The sequence below is a fragment of the Streptomyces sp. AN091965 genome, assembly GCF_022698285.1.
GTDB lineage: Bacteria > Actinomycetota > Actinomycetes > Streptomycetales > Streptomycetaceae > Streptomyces.
Genome location: NZ_JALDMY010000001.1, coordinates 9,368,092 through 9,385,230, shown reverse-complemented (window position 1 = coordinate 9,385,230; position 17,139 = coordinate 9,368,092). Strand labels below are relative to the sequence as shown.

General features: G+C 74.6%; 12 protein-coding genes. 3 read left to right on the top strand and 9 right to left on the bottom strand.

Annotated elements, in window-relative coordinates; genetic code table 11:
• The first annotated feature begins 146 nt into the window (after positions 1 to 146).
• Positions 147 to 2,390, top strand: coding sequence for an MMPL family transporter (locus MQV74_RS38715; protein WP_242728181.1), 2,244 nt, complete (start codon positions 147 to 149; stop codon positions 2,388 to 2,390).
• On the opposite strand, the gene MQV74_RS38710 is transcribed toward MQV74_RS38715, so the two are convergent.
• From MQV74_RS38710 to MQV74_RS38695, 4 genes are read right to left on the bottom strand one after another with little or no spacing between them, the layout of a single operon-like run.
• Positions 2,339 to 5,806, bottom strand: a complete 3,468-nt coding sequence (locus tag MQV74_RS38710) for an SAV_2336 N-terminal domain-related protein (protein ID WP_242728180.1) — start codon at positions 5,804 to 5,806, stop codon at positions 2,339 to 2,341. The two genes, MQV74_RS38715 and MQV74_RS38710, sit on opposite strands and share 52 nt — an antisense overlap.
• Positions 5,807 to 6,757, bottom strand: a complete 951-nt coding sequence (locus MQV74_RS38705; protein ID WP_242728179.1) for an AAA family ATPase — start codon at positions 6,755 to 6,757, stop codon at positions 5,807 to 5,809. It abuts the gene before it with no gap.
• Entirely contained in the window at positions 6,754 to 9,021 is a 2,268-nt protein-coding gene (locus MQV74_RS38700; RefSeq protein ID WP_242728178.1) for a VMAP-C domain-containing protein, read from the bottom strand. Before MQV74_RS38700 ends, MQV74_RS38705 begins: the two co-directional genes overlap by 4 nt.
• Complete coding sequence (locus MQV74_RS38695; protein WP_242728177.1) at positions 9,018 to 9,410, bottom strand: CU044_2847 family protein; 393 nt, start codon at positions 9,408 to 9,410, stop codon at positions 9,018 to 9,020. Before MQV74_RS38695 ends, MQV74_RS38700 begins: the two co-directional genes overlap by 4 nt.
• Positions 9,411 to 9,558: 148 nt before the next feature.
• On the opposite strand from MQV74_RS38695, the gene MQV74_RS38690 reads away from it, so the two are divergent.
• A complete protein-coding gene (locus MQV74_RS38690) occupies positions 9,559 to 10,857 on the top strand; it encodes an aminotransferase class V-fold PLP-dependent enzyme (protein WP_242728176.1) in 1,299 nt (432 codons plus the stop codon).
• 118 nt (positions 10,858 to 10,975) lie between these two features.
• Here MQV74_RS38690 and MQV74_RS38685 read toward each other — a convergent pair whose 3' ends face one another.
• From MQV74_RS38685 to MQV74_RS38665, 5 genes are all read right to left on the bottom strand, one after another.
• Positions 10,976 to 11,224, bottom strand: coding sequence for a DUF397 domain-containing protein (locus tag MQV74_RS38685; RefSeq protein ID WP_138965071.1), 249 nt, complete (start codon positions 11,222 to 11,224; stop codon positions 10,976 to 10,978).
• Between the two features lie 103 nt (positions 11,225 to 11,327).
• Positions 11,328 to 12,494 (bottom strand): thiolase domain-containing protein, encoded by a 1,167-nt coding sequence (locus tag MQV74_RS38680; protein WP_242729373.1) that lies wholly within the window; start codon positions 12,492 to 12,494, stop codon positions 11,328 to 11,330.
• Between the two features lie 7 nt (positions 12,495 to 12,501).
• Positions 12,502 to 13,554 carry a thiolase domain-containing protein gene (locus tag MQV74_RS38675; protein WP_242729372.1) on the bottom strand — a complete coding sequence of 351 codons (1,053 nt, stop codon included), beginning with the start codon at positions 13,552 to 13,554 and terminating at the stop codon, positions 12,502 to 12,504.
• A 17-nt stretch (positions 13,555 to 13,571) separates the two neighbouring features.
• On the bottom strand, positions 13,572 to 14,531 hold the full coding sequence (locus tag MQV74_RS38670) for a Zn-ribbon domain-containing OB-fold protein (RefSeq protein WP_242728175.1): 960 nt from the start codon (positions 14,529 to 14,531) through the stop codon (positions 13,572 to 13,574).
• 17 nt (positions 14,532 to 14,548) lie between these two features.
• Positions 14,549 to 15,358: a crotonase/enoyl-CoA hydratase family protein gene (locus MQV74_RS38665; RefSeq protein WP_242728174.1), complete on the bottom strand. Its 810-nt coding sequence runs from the start codon at positions 15,356 to 15,358 to the stop codon at positions 14,549 to 14,551.
• 172 nt (positions 15,359 to 15,530) lie between these two features.
• Between MQV74_RS38665 and MQV74_RS38660 the strand changes: the two genes are divergently transcribed.
• On the top strand, positions 15,531 to 17,138 hold the full coding sequence (locus tag MQV74_RS38660) for an acyl-CoA synthetase (protein ID WP_242728173.1): 1,608 nt from the start codon (positions 15,531 to 15,533) through the stop codon (positions 17,136 to 17,138).
• The last annotated feature ends 1 nt before the right edge of the window (position 17,139 follow it).

Below are 17,139 nucleotides of genomic sequence, written 5' to 3'. Positions count from 1 at the left end.
GAAGGACTTGGCGGTGTGACGGGATTCATTGAACTGCTCGGAAAATCTAACACTGCCAAATCTTCTTGTATCTCCCTACCGTCGTCCTGCGGCGCCGAAGAGTGCGACACCGCACCCGCTGCCCAGGAGCGCAAAGGAGAGAGCGCGTGTTCGAACGCATAGCCGAGCTGGCGATCCGTCGGTCCCGGCTGGTCCTCATCGTCGCCACCGTGGTGGTGGCCCTCATGGGCGCGCTGGGCGCCGGTGCGTTCGGGAAGCTGCTGGGCGGCGGCTTCGACGACCCGGCCTCCCCGTCGTCCCGGGCCAGGGACGTCATCGACGAGAAGTTCGGCGGGGAGACCAACCTGGTGCTGCTGGTCCGCACCCCCGAGGGCCGCGTCGACGCCCCGGCCGCCCGGCGCGGCGGCCAGGCCCTGGTGGCCGACCTCAAGAAGGAGCGGGACCTCACCAACGTGGTCTCGTACTGGGACACCGACACCCCCGACCTGCGGTCCGAGGACGGCAGCGAGGCCCTCGTGCTCGCCCGTGTGAAGGGCCGTGACGCCGAGCAGCAGGAGAACGCCAAGGGCGTCATCGACACGTACGCGGGCACCCACCAGGGCGGCCTCACGGTCGAGGCCGGAGGCAGCGCCGGGGTGAGCTACGAGATGGGGCCGCAGACCGAGGAGGACCTCGTCCTGGCGGAGACCATCGCGGTACCGCTGATCCTGCTGCTGCTCCTGGTCGTCTTCGGCACAGTGGTCTCCGCGCTGCTTCCGCTGGCCATCGCGCTCATCGCCGTCGTGGGGGTGTTCGCCGAGCTCTACGTCGTCGGCAGCGTCACCGACGTCTCCATCTTCGCGATCAATCTGACCACGGCCCTCGGGCTCGGACTCGGCGTCGACTACGCCCTGTTGATGATCAGCCGGTTCCGCGAGCAGCTCGCGGCGGGGGCGAGCGTGGAGGACGCCGTTCGGCGGACCATGAGCACCGCGGGCCGTACGGTCGCCTTCTCCGCCGCGACGGTGGCGGCCGCCCTCGCGGCGCTGATGGTGTTCCCGCAGTACTTCCTCCGCTCGTTCGGCTACTCCGGGGTGGGAGTCGTCGTCATCGCGGCCCTCGCCACCCTGTTCGTGATGCCCGCGCTGCTCACCGTCCTGGGGCACCGGGTCAACAGCGGACGGATGCCGTGGGCGAAGCCGGAGCGGTCCGGATCCGGGGCCTCGGTGTGGGGGCGCCTGGCCCGCACCGTGATGCGGCGGCCCGCGCTCACCGCCCTGCCCGTGCTCGTGGTGCTCCTCGCGGCGGCGAGTCCACTGCTCGGCATCACCTTCGGCACGGCCGACGAGCGCGTGCTGCCCGAGGACGCCCGCAGCCGCGAGGTCGCCACCGCCCTGCGGGAGAACTTCGACGGCAACGACGCCGCCGCCCTGCACGTCGTCATCGACGAGTCGGTGGACAGGGGCCCGTTGGAGTCGTACGCGGTCGGCCTGTCCGCGCTGGAGGGCGTGGCCCGCGTCGAGACCAGCACCGGGGTCTACGCCGACGGGAAGTCCACGGCGACCGGCCCCGGCAACGCGGCGCTCGGCCGCCCCGGCGCGCAGCAGCTCAACGTGGTGAGCTCCCTGACACCCAAGTCCGACGCGGCCAAGGACCTGGTCGAAGGCGTCAGGACGACCGCGGCGCCCTCCGGGACGCGCCCGCTGGTCGGCGGGGCCGACGCCGAACTCGTCGACTCCAACGACTCCATCGGCAGCAGGCTCCCGCTCGCCATCGGCCTCATCGCCGTCACCACGTTCCTGCTGCTCTTCCTCTTCACCGGCAGCGTCGTGCAGCCGCTGCGCGCGCTGGTCCTCAACCTGGTCAGCCTCGGAGCGACCCTCGGCGTCATGACCTGGATCTTCCAGGACGGCCACCTCTCCGGCCTGCTCGGCTTCACCCCGCAGCCCATGGAGACGTCGATGACCGTGCTGATGTTCTGCGTCGCCTTCGGCCTCTCCATGGACTACGAGGTGTTCGTCACCAGCCGCATCAAGGAACTCCACGACCTCGGCGCGGACAACGAGTCCGCCGTGGCCGACGGCCTCGGGCACACGGGCCGCATCGTCAGCGCGGCGGCCGTCCTGCTCGCGGTGAGCTTCTTCGCCTTCGGCACGGCCGAGATCAGCTTCATGCAGCTCTTCGGCCTGGGCAGCGGTCTGGCCATCCTCATCGACGCCCTCGCCGTCCGCGGCGTCCTCGTCCCCGCCGCGATGCGCCTGCTCGGCCGCTCGGCCTGGTACGCCCCCGGCTTCCTGCGCGCCTTCCACGCCCGGTTCGGCCTCAGCGAGGGCGGGCCCGCCCCGGCTCCGGCGGCGCGTCAGGGGAACATCGCCCGCCGCCCGAGCAGCAGCGCGGCGAGCCGCAGGTAGGCCTTGTACGCGGCCGGGGTCAGCCAGGACAGTTCGATGGTGCTGGCCATGGCGAGGTGGCCGTCGCGAGGGACGGTGACCAGGCCCCGGCAGCGTGAGCGCAGGGCGCGTACGTTGCCCGGGTCGAGGGTCCAACCGGCGGCGGGGCGGCTGTGGTTGAGGACGACGACAGCCTCCTCCACGAGGTCGGGGCGGTTCAGGGTGACGAGGCGGTCCATGGTCTGCTGGGCCTGGGTGAGCCCGGCGGGGTCGGCGCGGGAGACGATGACGACGCGGTCGGCGTGCTCCAGGACCAGGGACACGGGCTTGTCGGAGTCGATCAGGGTGAGGCGGAAGTACTGCCGCGTCGCCCGCACCACCTCGCGGAAGTCCTGGTCGGTGTACTGGCCGCCCGCGGAGGGCCGCGACACCGAGTCGTTCGCGAGGACCATCAGGCCCGAGCGGTGCGGCGACAGGAACAGGCTGAGGTCCTCGAAGCGGCGCACCTCGGGCAGGGAGGCCGCCAGATCGGTCAGGCCCGCGAACGTGCCGCGGAAGACGCGGCCGCCGATGCGCACGTGCCGCCCCGCGTGCTTGTCGGCGTCGATCGCGAGGACCCGCTCCTGACGCTGGTCGGCGAGGACGGCGCCCAGCATCATCGCCGTCGTGGTGCAGCCCGCGCCGTCCTTGACGCCGACGAGCGCGATCCGCAGCGGCTTCGCCAGCGGCGCGCGGACGGTGCGGGTCCAGGTCTCGCTGTCGTCGTCATCGGGCTCCTCGGCGCGCCGCCGCTCCTGCGGCGTCTCGGGGGCGAGCGCGTCGTCGTCGGTCTCCTGCCACGGCTGCGCGCCGGGCAGCCGGGCGCCGAGGGCGTCCGCCACCTCCCGCACCGTGGGCCTGCCCTCCGGTTCGGCCGTGACGCAGCGCAGGAGGAGGTCGGCGAGCTCCCCGTCGAGCGCCCCGAACCACGGGTCGCGCCGCAGGGCGTCGTGCTCGTAGCCCTGCCAGGCGCGGCCGGTCGCGGCGCGCAGCAGCACGGCCCCCAGGGAGTACACGTCTCCGGCCGTGATCCGTGACTCGCCCCAGTACGTCACCTCGGGCGCCCGGTAGGGCGAGGCGGGCGGCATCGCCGCGACCGAGGCGCTCCAGGCCCCGTCGATGCGCGCGGACGTCCAGCTGATGATGTGCAGGGTCGACTCGGTCACCAGGACCGCGCCCGGGGTCAGGGAGCCGTGCACGATGCCCCGGCGGTGGCAGCGGCTCACGGCCCGCGTCAGATGCCAGCCGAGCCACAGGAACAGCGGGGTCCCCGCCAGCGGCCCGGCCGCGTCGAGGACCGCGCGCAGCGTCGGCGCGGGCCGCCCGTCGCCGAGGGTGTCCAGGCGCAGCGCGAGCCAGGGCACGGGCACGTCGCGCAGGTCGCTGGCCACGATGGCCGGGGCGTACACGCCGTCCATGCGGCGCAGCGCGCCGCGCTCGTTGTCCAGCAGTTCCCGCGCCACGGGTGAGGCGGACGAGGAGGACACGCGCAGCAGGACCTGGAGGCCGTCCTCGTCCTCGGCGATGTACGCGGTGGGCGTGCCGCCGGCGCCGTCCCTGCGCAGCAGCGTGTAGGGGCCGAGCGCGTGCAGGTCCTGGAGGCGCAGCGGCAGCCAGGACGGGGCGGCCTCCAGGCCGGAGGGCAGCAGGACCTCCTCCTCGACCGGGGCCCCCTCGGCGGCGGGCGCCGCCATGGGGCGGGCGCCCAGATGGGTCAGGAGGCGGTCCTCCAGCCAGGCGAACGGCCGGGTGCCGGGCAGGAGTTCGCTGGTTCCGGAGGGGTGGGCGAGCCAGGCGGGGAAGTCCGGGGAGCGGCCCACGAGCGCGCGCAGGCGCTCGGTGACGGTCCTGGTGGTGCGGAGCAGGTCGATCGGGGACGCCGTGTCGAGCAGGATGTCCTGGGCGTCGCGGGCGAACCCGAACCTGCGGTGCTGCGCGGGCAGCCGCCCGTCGGCGGGTTCGACCTGCTGCATGAGGCCGCCGAGGAACACCTCGGCGAGGTGCGCGGTGTCCGCCCGCCAGTCCACCGCGGCCTGGACGAGCCGCATCACGGGCACGGTCAGCGGCGACACGGCGGCCAGGTGCGCGGCGAGCCGGAAGGCCTCCGGCGACGCGGCGTCCCGGAACCGCAGCACGGCGGTGGCCGCGTCGGCGCCCCGGGTGTCGGCCCGGCCGCGCGGGGCCGGGGCGTGCGGCGGGACCAGCAGGGGCAGTTCGGTGCTCGCGCCGGGCGAGGCCACGAGCCGGGCCCAGGCGGCGACGGCCGGTGGGTAGGGTTCGAGCACCGGCACGGGGACGTCCGCGAAGTCCTCCCCGAGCCCGGAGGGCAGCAGCGGGTCGGACACGTACCAGGTGTCGTTGGCGGCGCCCCGGCGCCGCGTGGTCACCAGCCAGGGTTCGGAGCGGATGCCCGAGCCGCCCCACAGATGGGCGGGCAGGGCGTGCAGGATGGCGGTCGGCCCCTGGCGCGCCCAGCGGCCGAGGGCCTTGCGCATGCGTCCGTCGCGCCAGCAGGGGCCGACGCCGTCGCTGATGACCAGGACCAGGGTGCCCCCGGAGGGGTCGACGGCCGACGCCGGGGACAGCAGCGGGGAGTGCGCGTCGAAGGGGCGGGAGCGCAGCACCGGTACCCGCCGGGTGCGGGTGTCCAGGCCGAGGACGCGGATGCCGCGGAACGCGCCGAGGCGCTCCAGGAGGGCGCGCAGCTCGGTCGCCAGGCGCCGCCACAGGAGCATCGAGACGCCGTCGTCGATGAGCAGCACCAGGTCGAGCCAGCGCTGCCGGGCGGGCCGGGTCACCACGTCGGGAAGGCCGGTCTCGGCGAGGGCCGCCGCCGTGGCCGCCTCGTCGAACTCGCGCCGGTGCGGATGCGGCTGGGGCTGCTTCAGGAGCCGCAGCGCCCGGCCGAAGCGCAGCTCCTCGTCGCCGAGGGCCTTCTCCTCGGGCACCCGTACCGGCAGCGCTCCGTCGTCCGGGTGAAGCCGGTCGGCCGCGCCGAGGCGGGCGAACTCGGGGGCACTGCGGGCCGCCGCGGCCGCGTGCAGGGCGCCGAGCAGCTGGGCCGGTGGCGGGGGCGGCGCCGGGGTGCCGGGCGCCGGGGTGCCGTCGGCGGGTGGGCCGTCCGTGGCGCGCGGGTCGGCGTCGGGTACGGGTTCCTGCGCCGGGCCGGGCGGCGGGGCGGGCAGTGCGGTGCCGGCGAGCGCCCGGGCGAGGGGCGCGTTCCCGTCGGGGGGCAGGCGCGCCGCGAGCCAGACGGCGTCGAGCAGTTCGTGGATGGACAGGTCGTGCCCGGTCAGTCGGCCGAGCACGCCGAGGACCACGGGGGACGGCTCACCGACGGCGGGCGGCGGCTCGCCGCGGGTCCGCCCGGCCGCGGGGTCCCCGCCACCGGGGGGCATCTACAGCGCTCCGCCGAGCCGGTGCAGCACCGCGTCCAGGAGTCCTTCGGCGTCCAGGTCGACGCCGCCCTTGCGCAGGAACACGGCGTTGAGCAGCTGGTCGGTGGCCAGTTCGCCGGGGGCGCGGCGGTTGAGGAAGGCGTGCAGGAGGTCGTCGACTCCGGCCAGGGCCTCCTCGCCGAGGTGGGCCGACACGATCTCCCGCAGCCGGGCCTCGTCGGGGTCCGGCAGGGCCAGGCGCACGCAGCGGCGCATGAAGGCGGGCGGGAAGTCGCGCTCGCCGTTGCTGGTGATCACCACGACGGGGAACTCGTGGCAGCGCACCCGGCCGCGCGTGACCGTGACCCATTCGCCGTCGGCTCCGTGGGTGAGGACCGGCACCTCGGACTGGTCGTCCGGGAGCCGGGACAGTTCGGGGATCTCGAACTCGCCCTCCTCGAACACGGTCAGGAGGTCGTTGGGCAGGTCCACGTCGCCCTTGTCGAGCTCGTCGACGAGCAGGACGCGGGGCCGGTCGCGGGGCACCAGGGCCGTGCCCAGCGGGCCGAGCCGGACGAAGGTGCCGATGCCCGGCTCCCCCGCGTCGCGCTCCCGGCGCAGATGGGTCTCGCGCAGGCGGCCGATGGCGTCGTACCCGTACAGGGCGTCCTTGAGGGCCGAGCGGCTGTTGACGGCCCACTGGAGCACCGGGCCGAGGGTGAGTTCGTGGGCGACGGCGTGCGCGAGCGACGACTTGCCGGTGCCGGGGTGGCCGGTGACGAGCAGGGGCCGGCGCAGGTGCAGCGCCGCGCTCACCACGTCGGCCTCGGCGCGGCCGATCAGGTACGGGCGGGGCCTGGGGCGGGCGCCGGAGCCGTCGGGGAAGCGGCGCCAGGGCGGGGCCTCGGGCAGCTCCACCCGCCGGGCCACGCGGTCGCCGCGGAACAGCCGCCAGTCGTCGTGCCCGCTCATGTCGCCCGCTCCGTTCCCTCGCCGCCGTCGCCCGGGCCCGCGAGGCCCTCGGCGGGGTCGGCGAGCTGCAGTTCGTCGGGCAGCGGCATCTCGATGTCCTCCCACACCAGCGCGGGGCGGGTGCTGGTCCGCGGATCGGCGTACGCGCGCACCCGGAAGTGCCGGACGCGCTCGGGGAGCTGGTCGACGGGCCCGTCGGGGGTCAGCCCGTCGAGGTCCGGGTCCGCCTCGGGGGCCCGGGGGCCGCGGTCCCACAGCACGATGGGCACGCCCATCACCAGGCAGACGGGGAGCAGTTCGACGCGCTGGGCGGCCGTGCCCTGGACCAGGACGCGGGCGGTGTCCCGGTGGACCGTCTTGAGCAGGCCGATCAGGCCCGCCCGGCCGCCGACGGTGCGGTCGGCGCGCAGCGGGTCGCCGCGGTGGCGCGCGTTCCAGCGCCGGGTGAGGTCGGCGGCGCCGGTGCGGGAGCGCCGCCGCAGCCGCGGACAGCGCAGGATGAGGTGGAAGTCCTCACCGAGCGGTGCGGGGATGTACTCGTCGACGCCCGCCCCGTCCCACTCGTCCACCGGCAGTTCCAGCGCGTCCGGGGGTACGGAGACGGCGACGAGGGCCACGCCGCGTTCGGCGCCCTCGGTGCCGCCCGCGACCTCGCGGATGAGCCGGGCGATCTCGCGTCCCGCGCGGGGGTGTTCGGTGCCGGTGACCGCGCGGGCCGCGGTGCCGTCCGCGCGCAGCCGCCACACCGCGCAGCGGTAGTGGTCGGCGGGGTCCTTGGCGTGCCGGTCGAGCTCCACCAGGATCCGGGCCCCGGCCGGGGCGGACCGCTGCGACCAGCGCTCGGCGTCGGCGCGGCGCTCGCGCAGCGCGGAGGCGTGGATGCCGAGGCGGGCGGCGACCCGGCCGCTCCACTCCTGCAGGGCCCGGCAGGCAAGGCCGCCGGTCTCGGCCGCCACGTACTCGACGACGCGCAGCAGGGCGGGCAGCCGGGGCGTCTCGTCGGGCACCGGGGAGCTGTCGCCGGGCCAGGTCTCCAGCTCGCGCAGCACTCCGTCGACGGCGGCGGGCGCGAGCCGGGCCGCGTGCAGGGAGTGCGGCAGGTCCAGATAGGGCAGGGCGGCGGTCGCCGCGCGGTGGAGCAGGCCCGGGTCGTGTCGGCACAGGTGCTCGAACTTGGCGCGCAGCAGCCGGTGTTCGGCGACCGAGAGCAGACGCGCGGCGCCCGTCAGACGCCCGAGGGCGAGCAGCCGGTCGAGCTCGCCGCGGCCGCGCGGGTCGTCGGCCACGGTGGGCGCGAGGGACTCGGCGAGGGTGGGCAGCGCCCGCTCGGTGCGGGTGAGCAGCTGGGCCAGTTCGGCCACGGAGGGCGCGGTGCCGTCGGTGGGGGCGCGCAGGCCGAGTTCACCGGCGAGCACGGTGGCGTGGGCGGCGCGGGCCGTGGGGTCGCCGAGCAGCAGGTGCAGGGGGCCGACCATCATGTCCCGCACGGTCTCGTGCGCGTCGGACTCGCCGCCCGGCCCCGCGAGCGGCGCCGAGGCCTGCGCGAGACCGGCCAGGTACGGCTCGGGCAGGGCTCCGGCGCGGCGCAGTTCGAGCAGCACGGACTGCCAGCCGAGGCCCCAGCTGCGCCGGACCGTGTGCTGGGCCAAGAGCGCGGTGTCCGGGGCGGTGATGCGGCCCATGACCAGGCCCACGGCGGCGCCGTCGGCGAGGCACCACAGGGGTCCGCCGCTGTAGCCCTCGTCGACGGCGGCGCCCGACAGCTGTCCGTCGAGGTAGCCGACGCCGTCGTCGTAGGAGGCCACGCGCGCGTCGGCGTAGGAGAAGGGCTGCCCGGCGCCGTACCAGGCCCTGACCTCCTGCCCCCGTGTCATCTCCAGCCAGCGGACGGGGCCGACGGGCGGCGGCGGCTCCTCCCTCAGCTCCAGGACGGCCAGGTCGCCCTCCCACTTCAGGGAGCCGTCGGGGACGGGGCCGAGGTGGTGCGCGCGGGGCGGTATCCACGCCACCAGGCGGGCGGGGCGCGTAGTGGCGGCGGAGAGTACGGGGAAGGACACGTCCAGCGTGACGCCGCCGGGGTCCCGCGGGCTGAGCATCCGCTGCCCCAGGGCCGCGTTGACCACGTGGGCGCAGGTCAGGAGGGTGCGTCCGCAGAGGTAGACGCCCGCGCCCGCGGTGCGCGTCCGGTCCGCGCTCAGGACGCGCACCAGTGCCCCGCGGGCGTCCCCGTGCCGGTCGTCCCCGGTCGCCGCGAACCAGTTCATCTCTCGGTCCGCGGGGACAGCTCCCAGGTCGCCGAGACGGTCATGCTCGCCTGGCCGCCCGCGCCGACGATGCCGAGCCGCAGGTCCTGGCCGATCTGGATGCCGAAGTCCACGGAGAGTTCGCGGGGCGGGTCGGGGATGCCGCGCACGGCGTCGTGCACCTGTTGCAGGACGGGGCCCAGCGGGCTCAGGACGGAGCGCAGCGCGTCCGTGGCGAGGGTGCCCACGCGCGCCCCGCTTCCCACGGGGGTCACTCCGGAGATTCCTCTCGGCAGGTCGGCCTCCACTCCGTCGGGCGCGGCGGCGGGGGCTTCCCCCGCGGCTGCCAGTTCGAGACGGACGCGGACTCCGTCGTCAAGGGTGAACTCCAGGTAGTCGTAAGGCGGCACAGAAAGCATTGTGCAGAGCAAGTCCGTTGACAGATAGGGGAGTTGAAGATTCCGCAGGGTCATGAGTGACCGGTTCGCCGACTTGACGGTTCCCCGGCGTTCCGTTCAAGTGCTTACCGTCGGTCGGGAGATTTCTGGAGGTATCAGGATGGATAGGCGGAGTGTGCTGGCGGGTGCGGTCGGATCCGCGGCGGTGGCCGCGTGGGGCGCCGGGGTCGCCGGGGCGGTCGACACCGCACCGGCGAGCGGCCGGCGGCTCCTGGGGCCGGACGGACGGCCGGACTGGGGAGCGGTGCGGGCGCAGTTCCGTCTCGACCCGGCCTGGGTCCATCTGGCGACGTTCTATCTGGCCTCGCAGCCGCGGGCGGTGCGGGCGGCCGTGGACCATCTGGCCCGGCAGCTCGACGCCGATCCGATGCTGGTGCCGACGAAGCTGTCCCTGCCCGACGGGCCGACGGGCTGGGACCGCGTACGGACGGCCCTCGCCGGGTACTTGGGCGGCGAAGCCGACCACATCGCGCTCGCCGCGAGCACCACCATCGGCCTCGGCCTCGTGTACAACGGCGTGCGCGTCCGCCCCGGCCAGGAGTTCCTGCTCAGCGAGGACGACCACTCGGTGCACCAGGGCGCCGCGCGCCTGGCGGCGGAGAAGCACGGGGCCCGGGTGCGCCTCGCCCCGTGGTTCGCCGACTCCGGGGAGGCCACCGCCGAGGAGGTGGTGAGCGCGGTCCGTGCGCAGCTGCGCCCCACGACCCGTGTCCTCGGGATCACTTGGGTACAGTCCAGGACCGGGGTGCGGATGCCGGTCGAGGCCATCGCCAAGGTGGTCCGGGAGGCGAACCGGGGACGCAAGGAGGCCGATCGCTGTCTCCTGGTGGTCGACGGGGTGCACGGGCTCGCCGCGGTGGACGCCGACGCCGCGCGCCTGGGTGCCGACGTGGTGGTCGCGGGCACGCACAAGTGGCTGCTCGGGCCGCGCGGCACCGCCCTGGTGTGGCTGGCTCCGCACGCCCTGGCTCAGGTGCGCCCGACGTTCGCGAGCTTCATGGGGGAGGAAGGCGCCGCCGCGCTGTCACCGGGGGGATTCCTCGCCTACGAGCACGCCTTCGCCCTGCCGGTGTCCGTCGCGTTCCACCAGGCCCTGGGCCGCTCCCGGGTCGCCGGGCGGATCACGGAGCTGTCGACGCGGGCCAAGGAGGGGCTCGCCCGCATCCCGGGCGTACGGCTGCACACGCCCGTGGCGCCCGGGATGTCCGCGGGCATCACCTGCTTCAGCGTGCGGGACCTGCCCGGTTCCGCCGTGGTCGAGAAGGCGGCCGAGCGCGGGGTCCGACTGTCCTCGCTCTACCACGACAGCCTGGGGTACGCGCGGATCGGCACCGGCGTCATGAACTCACCGCGGGACGTGGACGTCGCGCTGCGCGTGGTGCGCGACATCGCGGGCTGACCCGACGAGGGGCGCCCGCCCCCGGGCCGGGTATGCCGGGCCCGGTCTCCTCCGGTCCGCGCCCGCCCGGGGCGGCGCGGCCGACACGTGACCGCCGGTGGCCGACGGCCACCGGCGGTCACGTCAGGTCGAAGCGCCCCTCCCGGGCCCCGTGCACGAACGCCCCCCACTCCGCGGGCGTGAAGATCAGCGAAGGGCTCTCCGGACGCCCGCTGTTGCGCATCGCGATGAAGCCCTCGACGAAGGCGATCTGCACGTCCCCGCGGCCCTCGCTGCTCGACCGCCATTCGGCGGCGCTGAGGTCCAGATCCGGCTTCTCCCAGCCCGCCAGCGGATGCTGCTGAGTGGTGGTGGTGCTGTCGGCCACGTCCGTGCTCCTCCCAGTGCGTCGTCCGCCGCCAGCCTAGCTTTCCGCCCCGGTGCCGCACAGGCCGCGACGAGAGGACGGCGGCGGGGCGGAAGCACACGCGTCAGGTCGCGGGAGGCGCGGACCCGACGAGCCACATCGAGAAGAACTGCGAGCCGCCGCCGTAGGCGTGCCCAAGTGCCCTGCGGGCGCCGTCGACTTGGTGCTCCCCGGCCTGGCCGCGCACCTGGAGCGCGGCCTCCGCGAAGCGGATCATGCCGGACGCTCCGATGGGGTTGGTCGACAGGACACCGCCCGACATATTCACCGGAAGGTCACCGTCCAGTTCTGTCACGCCGGACTCGGTGAGCTTCCAGCCCTCGCCCTCGGCGGCGAACCCGAGGTTCTCCAGCCACATCGGCTCGTACCAGGAGAAGGGCACGTACATCTCCACGGCGTCGATCTGGCGGCGCGGGTCGCCGATGCCCGCCTGCCGGTAGACGTCGGCGGCACAGTCCCGCCCGGCACGCGGCGACACGTAGTCCTTGCCCGCGAACATCGTGGGTTCGCTGCGCATCGCGCCGCCGTGCACCCAGGCGGGCGGGCGGGGCGCGCGGGCGGCCCCGGCGCGGTCGGTGAGCACCATGGCGCAGGCGCCGTCGGACGACGGGCAGGTCTCGGAGTAGCGGATGGGGTCCCACAGCATGGGCGAGGACCGGACCTTCTCCAGGGTGATGTCGTGTTCGTGCAGGTGCGCGTAGGGGTTCTTCAGCGCGTTGCGCCGGTCCTTGTACGCGACCAGGGAGCCGACGGCGTCGGGGGCGCCGCTGCGCCGCATGTACGCGCGCACGTGCGGGGCGAAGAAGCCGCCCGCGCCCGCGAGCAGCGGCTGCTGGAAGGGGATGGGCAAGGAGAGCCCCCACATGGCGTTGGACTCCGACTGCTTCTCGAAGGCCAGGGTGAGCACGGTGCGCTGGACGCGGCTCGCGACGAGGTTGGCGGCGACGAGCGCGGTGGAGCCGCCGACGGAGCCCGCGGTGTGCACGCGCAGCAGGGGCTTGCCGACCGCGCCGAGCGCGTCGGCGAGGTACAGCTCGGGCATCATGACGCCCTCGAAGAAGTCGGGGGCCTTGCCGATGACGACGGCGTCGATGTCGGCCCAGTCCAGCTCGGCGTCGTCGAGCGCGCGGCGGGCGGCCTCGCGGACGAGCCCGGCGAGGGACACGTCGCGGCGGGCGGCGACGTGCTTGGTCTGGCCGATCCCGACGACCGCGACGGGCTCCTTCGACACGGCGGCTTCAGGCACGGGGCTCCCCTTCCAGGACGGCGACCAGGTTCTGCTGGAGGCAGGGGCCTGAGGTGGCGTGGGCGAGCGCGCGGTCGGACGCGCCGCGGTGGATCCGCCCGGCGGCCTCGGCGACGCGGACGAGCCCGGCGGCCATGACGGGGTGGGCGGCGAGCGCGCCGCCCGAAGGGTTGACGAGGACGCCGTCGTCGAGCCGGAGCGCCTTGCGCAGCACGACTTCCTGGGAGGTGAAGGGCGCGTGCAGCTCGGCGGTGTCGACGGGACGCGCGAAGGCTCCGGCGCGCTCGGCGGCCAGGCGCGTGGAGGGCGAGTCGGTGAGGTCGCGGACGCCGAGGGAGTGGGCCTCGACGCGGTGGTCCATGCCGCGGATCCAGGCGGGGCGCGCGCACAGCGCGCGGGCCCGGTCCCCGGCCGCCAGGACCACGGCGACGGCTCCGTCGCCGATGGGCGGGCAGTCGCCGGTGCGCAGCGGGCGGACGACGTACTCCCCCTGCGGGCGCGCGCCGGGCAGCTGCGCGTGGGCGTTGCCGTCGGCCGCGTCCCGGCTGCGGGCGGCCACGGCGGCGAGGGCGGGCTCGTCGGTGTGGCCCGCGTCGATGAGGGCCTGGGCCTGGAGGGCGGCGAGGGCGATGGAGTCGGGCCACAGCGGGGCCACGTAGTAGGGGTCGAGCTGGCGGGTGAGGACGTCCCGCACGGATCCGGGCGAGGACTTGCCGTAGGCGTAGACGAGTGCGGTGTCCGCGTCGCCGGTCAGGAGCTTCACCCAGGCCTCGTACAGCGCCCAGGCGCCGTCCATCTCGACGTGCGACTCGGAGATCGGCGGCCAGGCGCCGACGCCGTCGAGCGCCATGGTGAAGGAGAAGGCCCGGCCCGCGAGGTAGTCGCTGGATCCGGAGCAGGTGAAGCCGATGTCGGCGGTGGTCAGGCCGGTCCGCTCCAGGACCTCGTGCAGGACCGGCATGAGCATCTCCACCTCGGAGAGCTCGTCGGTACGGCGCCGGTGGTCGCTCTGTGCGCAGGCGACGATCGCCACGTCCCTGGGCATGCCGGTGAACTCCCCTGTCACAGCAGCTCCTTGTACGTGTCGTAGTCGGCGTCCGGCTCGCCGGTCGGCCGGTAGTGGTCGGGGTGAAGCCCGTCCTCGGACCACACCGGTTCGACGCGCAGCCCCATGCGGACCTGGTCGTACGGGATGCCGCCGATGCGCCCGTGCAGGGCGAGGTCGGCGCCGTCCAGGGCGATGTGCGCGTACACATAGGGCACCTCGATATCGAGGTTCTTGGCCTTGATGTTGACCACGCAGAAGGTGGTGACGGTGCCGCGCGGCCCGACCTCCACCTGTTCGGTGGTGGCGACCCCGCAGGTGGGGCAGGCGCCGCGCGGCGGTACGTACACCTTGCGGCAGCGCGGGCAGCGCTCGCCGACGGCGCGGCGCTCGGCCAGGGCTGCCAGGTAGCCGGTCTGGGCGCGGCCCGGGGTGTAGGTGTAGTCGAGGCGGGCGGGGGCGACGATCCCGGTCACGGCCTCGCCCGCGAACGTGCCGCTGTGCGCGGGGGTCTGATGATCCGTCGGCTCGCTCTCCCCGGGCTCCCAGGGTTCGAAGCAGGCGATGTCCGTGATGGCGCCGGTGCGTTCGGCGGCCCAGCGGACGCGCACGCGCAGACCGGTGCGGACGGCGTCGGGCCCTGCCGCGTCCAGGGCGTGGAGGAGCGCGGTGTCAGCCCCGTCGAGGCGGACGAGGACCCAGGCGAAGGGGGTGTCGAGGGGCTGGCCGCGCCGGGGTGCGGGGTTCCAGGCCCAGGTGGTGACGGTGCCGGTGGCGGCGACCTCGACCAGGTCCCGTATCTCCTCGGCGGTCTCGGGGTCGTACTCGACGGGCGGGACGAGCACCCGGCCCGCGGCGGTGCGCACGCCGAGCACGGTGCGGGCGCGCAGGCCGGTGAGGAAGGCGGACTGGACGGGGCCGAGGGAGCGGGTGAAGGGGAACTCCACGACCATGGGGGCGCTGAGCGCGTCGGGCATGTCGCCGACTCCTCGGGTCAGGCCCGCCGGTAGACGGGCGGGCGCTTCTCGGCGAAGGCGCGGGCGCCTTCCTTGGCGTCGGCGGTGTCGAAGACGGGCCAGCCGCGCTTGAGTTCGGCGGCGAGCCCGTCGGCCTCGCTCAGGTCGGCGGTCTCGTACACGGAGGCCTTGACCGCCTCGACGGCGAGGGGGCCGCAGGCGTTGATCCGCTCGGCGATGGCGAGGGCCCGCTCCAGGGCGGTGCCGTCCGGCACGACATGGCCGATGAGGCCCACGTCGGCGGCCTCCCGCGCGGTGTACGGGCGGCCGGTGAGCAGCATCTCCAGGGCGTGGGTGCGCGGGATCTGCCGCTGGAGGCGCACCGTGGAGCCGCCGATCGGGAAGAGCCCGCGCCGGACCTCGAAGAGCCCGAAGGTCGCGGACTCGCCCGCCACACGGATGTCGGTGCCCTGGAGGATCTCGGTGCCGCCCGCCACGCAGGGCCCTTCGACGGCGGCCAGGACGGGTTTGCGCGGCCGGTGGTGGCGCAGCATCGCCTTCCAGTGCAGGTCGGGATCCGCCGCGAGCCGCGCGCGGCAGTCGCGGTCCTCGGCGCCCTCCATCCCCTTGCCCGCCAGGGCCTTCAGGTCCATGCCCGCGCAGAACGCCCCGCCCGCCCCGGTGAGGACGACGGACCGCACGCCGTCCTCCGCGTCGGCGGCCAGCCAGCCGTCGTACAGGCCCACGAGCATCGGCAGCGAGAGCGCGTTCCTGGCTTCGGGCCGGTTCAGTGTGAGCACCAGTGTGGCGCCTTCGCGCCGCACGGAGAGATGTTCCGTGCCACCCATGGCCGTCCTCCCGTCATTCAGACCTGGAACAGGTTGCAGGAGGCGAGGTGCCAGTTCAATAGCATTCTGACACTCAGTCAGATTTCTTCCGCGCGGCCCCTTCCGCCTTCCGGGCCCCTCTGCTCTGATGACCGCCACACGGCACGTCACGGCGTCGGGGTCAGGAGGAGCGGTGGAGTACAACCTTGCCGACCTGTTCGAGTCAGTCGTCGACGCGGTGCCGGACCGCGAGGCGCTCGTGCATCTGGACCACCCCGGCACCGGGGCCGAGCGCCGCCTGACGTACGCGGAGCTCGACGCGGCCGCGAACCGCGTCGCCCACCACCTGATCGACAGCGGCCTCGCCCCCGGCGAGCACCTCGGCCTGCACCTGTACAACGGCGTCGAGTACCTCCAGACGGTCCTCGGCTGCCTCAAGGCCCGCCTGGTGCCGGTGAACGTCAACTACCGCTACGTCGAAGAGGAGTTGGCCTATCTCTACCGGGACGCGGACCTGGCCGCGCTCGTCTTCGACGCCGAGTTCGCCGACCGGGTGGCGGCGGCACTCCCCCGCGCGCCCGGGCTACGGCATCTGATCCGGGTCGGCGAGGCCGCCGCGGCCGGGCCGCGGGCGGTGCCCTTCGCCGAGGCGGAGGCGTCCGGCTCGCCCGCGCGCGGCTTCGCGCCGCGCTCTGCGGACGACCTGTTCATCATCTACACCGGCGGCACGACCGGCATGCCCAAGGGCGTGATGTGGCGCCAGGAGGACCTGTTCTTCTCGGGGCTCGGCGGCGGCGCGCCGACGGGCGAGCCGGTCACCCGGCCCGAGGAGGTGGCCGAGCGGGTGGCGGCCGGCGGCGACGGCATCACGTTCTTCCCGACGCCTCCGCTCATGCACGGCACCTCGACGCTGACCGCCTTCATCTGCTTCCACTTCGGCCAGCGCCTGGTCATCCACCGCAGGTTCGCCCCCGAGGAGGTGCTGCGCACCATCGAGCGCGAGCGGGTCACCAGCGTCTCCCTGGTGGGCGACGCGATGCTGCGCCCCCTCGTCGACGCGCTGACCGGGCCCTGCGCGGGCACCGACCTGTCCTCCCTCTTCAGCGTCTCCTCCTCCGGCGCGATCATGTCGGAGACGGTCCGTGCCCAGTTCGCGGAGCTCGCCCCGAACGTCATGCTCCTCAACAACTTCGGCTCGTCCGAGTCCGGCTTCAACGGCACCGCCACGGACGACTCGGGCCCCGAGCGCGGCTTCCGCATCCAGGTCAACTCCCGTACGCAGGTGGTGGACCTGGTGACCCACGAGCCGGTCGCCGTCGGCGAGCCCGGCCGCATCGCCCAGCGCGGCCACGTCCCGCTCGGCTACTACAACGACCCCGTGAAGACCGCCGAGACCTTCTTCCGGCGCGGCGACGAACGCTGGGTCCTGCTCGGCGACATGGCCACGGTCGACACCGAGGGCATCGTCACGGTCCTCGGCCGCGGCTCGCAGTGCATCAACACCGGCGGTGAGAAGGTGTACCCCGAAGAGGTCGAGCAGGCCCTGAAGTCCCATCCCGACGTGTACGACGCGCTGGTCGCCGGGGTCCCGGACGAGCGCTGGGGCACCCGGGTCGCGGCCGTCGTCCAGCTCCGCCCCGGCGCCGCACCACTGGATCTGGGCGCCCTCCAGAGCCACTGCCGCGCCCGTCTCGCGGGCTACAAGATCCCGCGCTCCGCGGTGTTCACCGACCACATCCAGCGCTCGCCCAGCGGCAAGGCGGACTACCGGTGGGCCCGGAAGGTGGCGGCGGAGGCCTGAG

Coding starts and splice junctions, on each gene's coding strand:
- MQV74_RS38675 (WP_242729372.1), bottom strand. CDS start 13,554: ATGCCCAGGGACGTGGCGATCGTCGCCTGCGCACAGAGCGACCACCGG.
- MQV74_RS38665 (WP_242728174.1), bottom strand. CDS start 15,358: ATGGGTGGCACGGAACATCTCTCCGTGCGGCGCGAAGGCGCCACACTG.
- MQV74_RS38690 (WP_242728176.1), top strand. CDS start 9,559: ATGGATAGGCGGAGTGTGCTGGCGGGTGCGGTCGGATCCGCGGCGGTG.
- MQV74_RS38710 (WP_242728180.1), bottom strand. CDS start 5,806: ATGCCCCCCGGTGGCGGGGACCCCGCGGCCGGGCGGACCCGCGGCGAG.
- MQV74_RS38705 (WP_242728179.1), bottom strand. CDS start 6,757: ATGAGCGGGCACGACGACTGGCGGCTGTTCCGCGGCGACCGCGTGGCC.
- MQV74_RS38700 (WP_242728178.1), bottom strand. CDS start 9,021: ATGAACTGGTTCGCGGCGACCGGGGACGACCGGCACGGGGACGCCCGC.
- MQV74_RS38670 (WP_242728175.1), bottom strand. CDS start 14,531: ATGCCCGACGCGCTCAGCGCCCCCATGGTCGTGGAGTTCCCCTTCACC.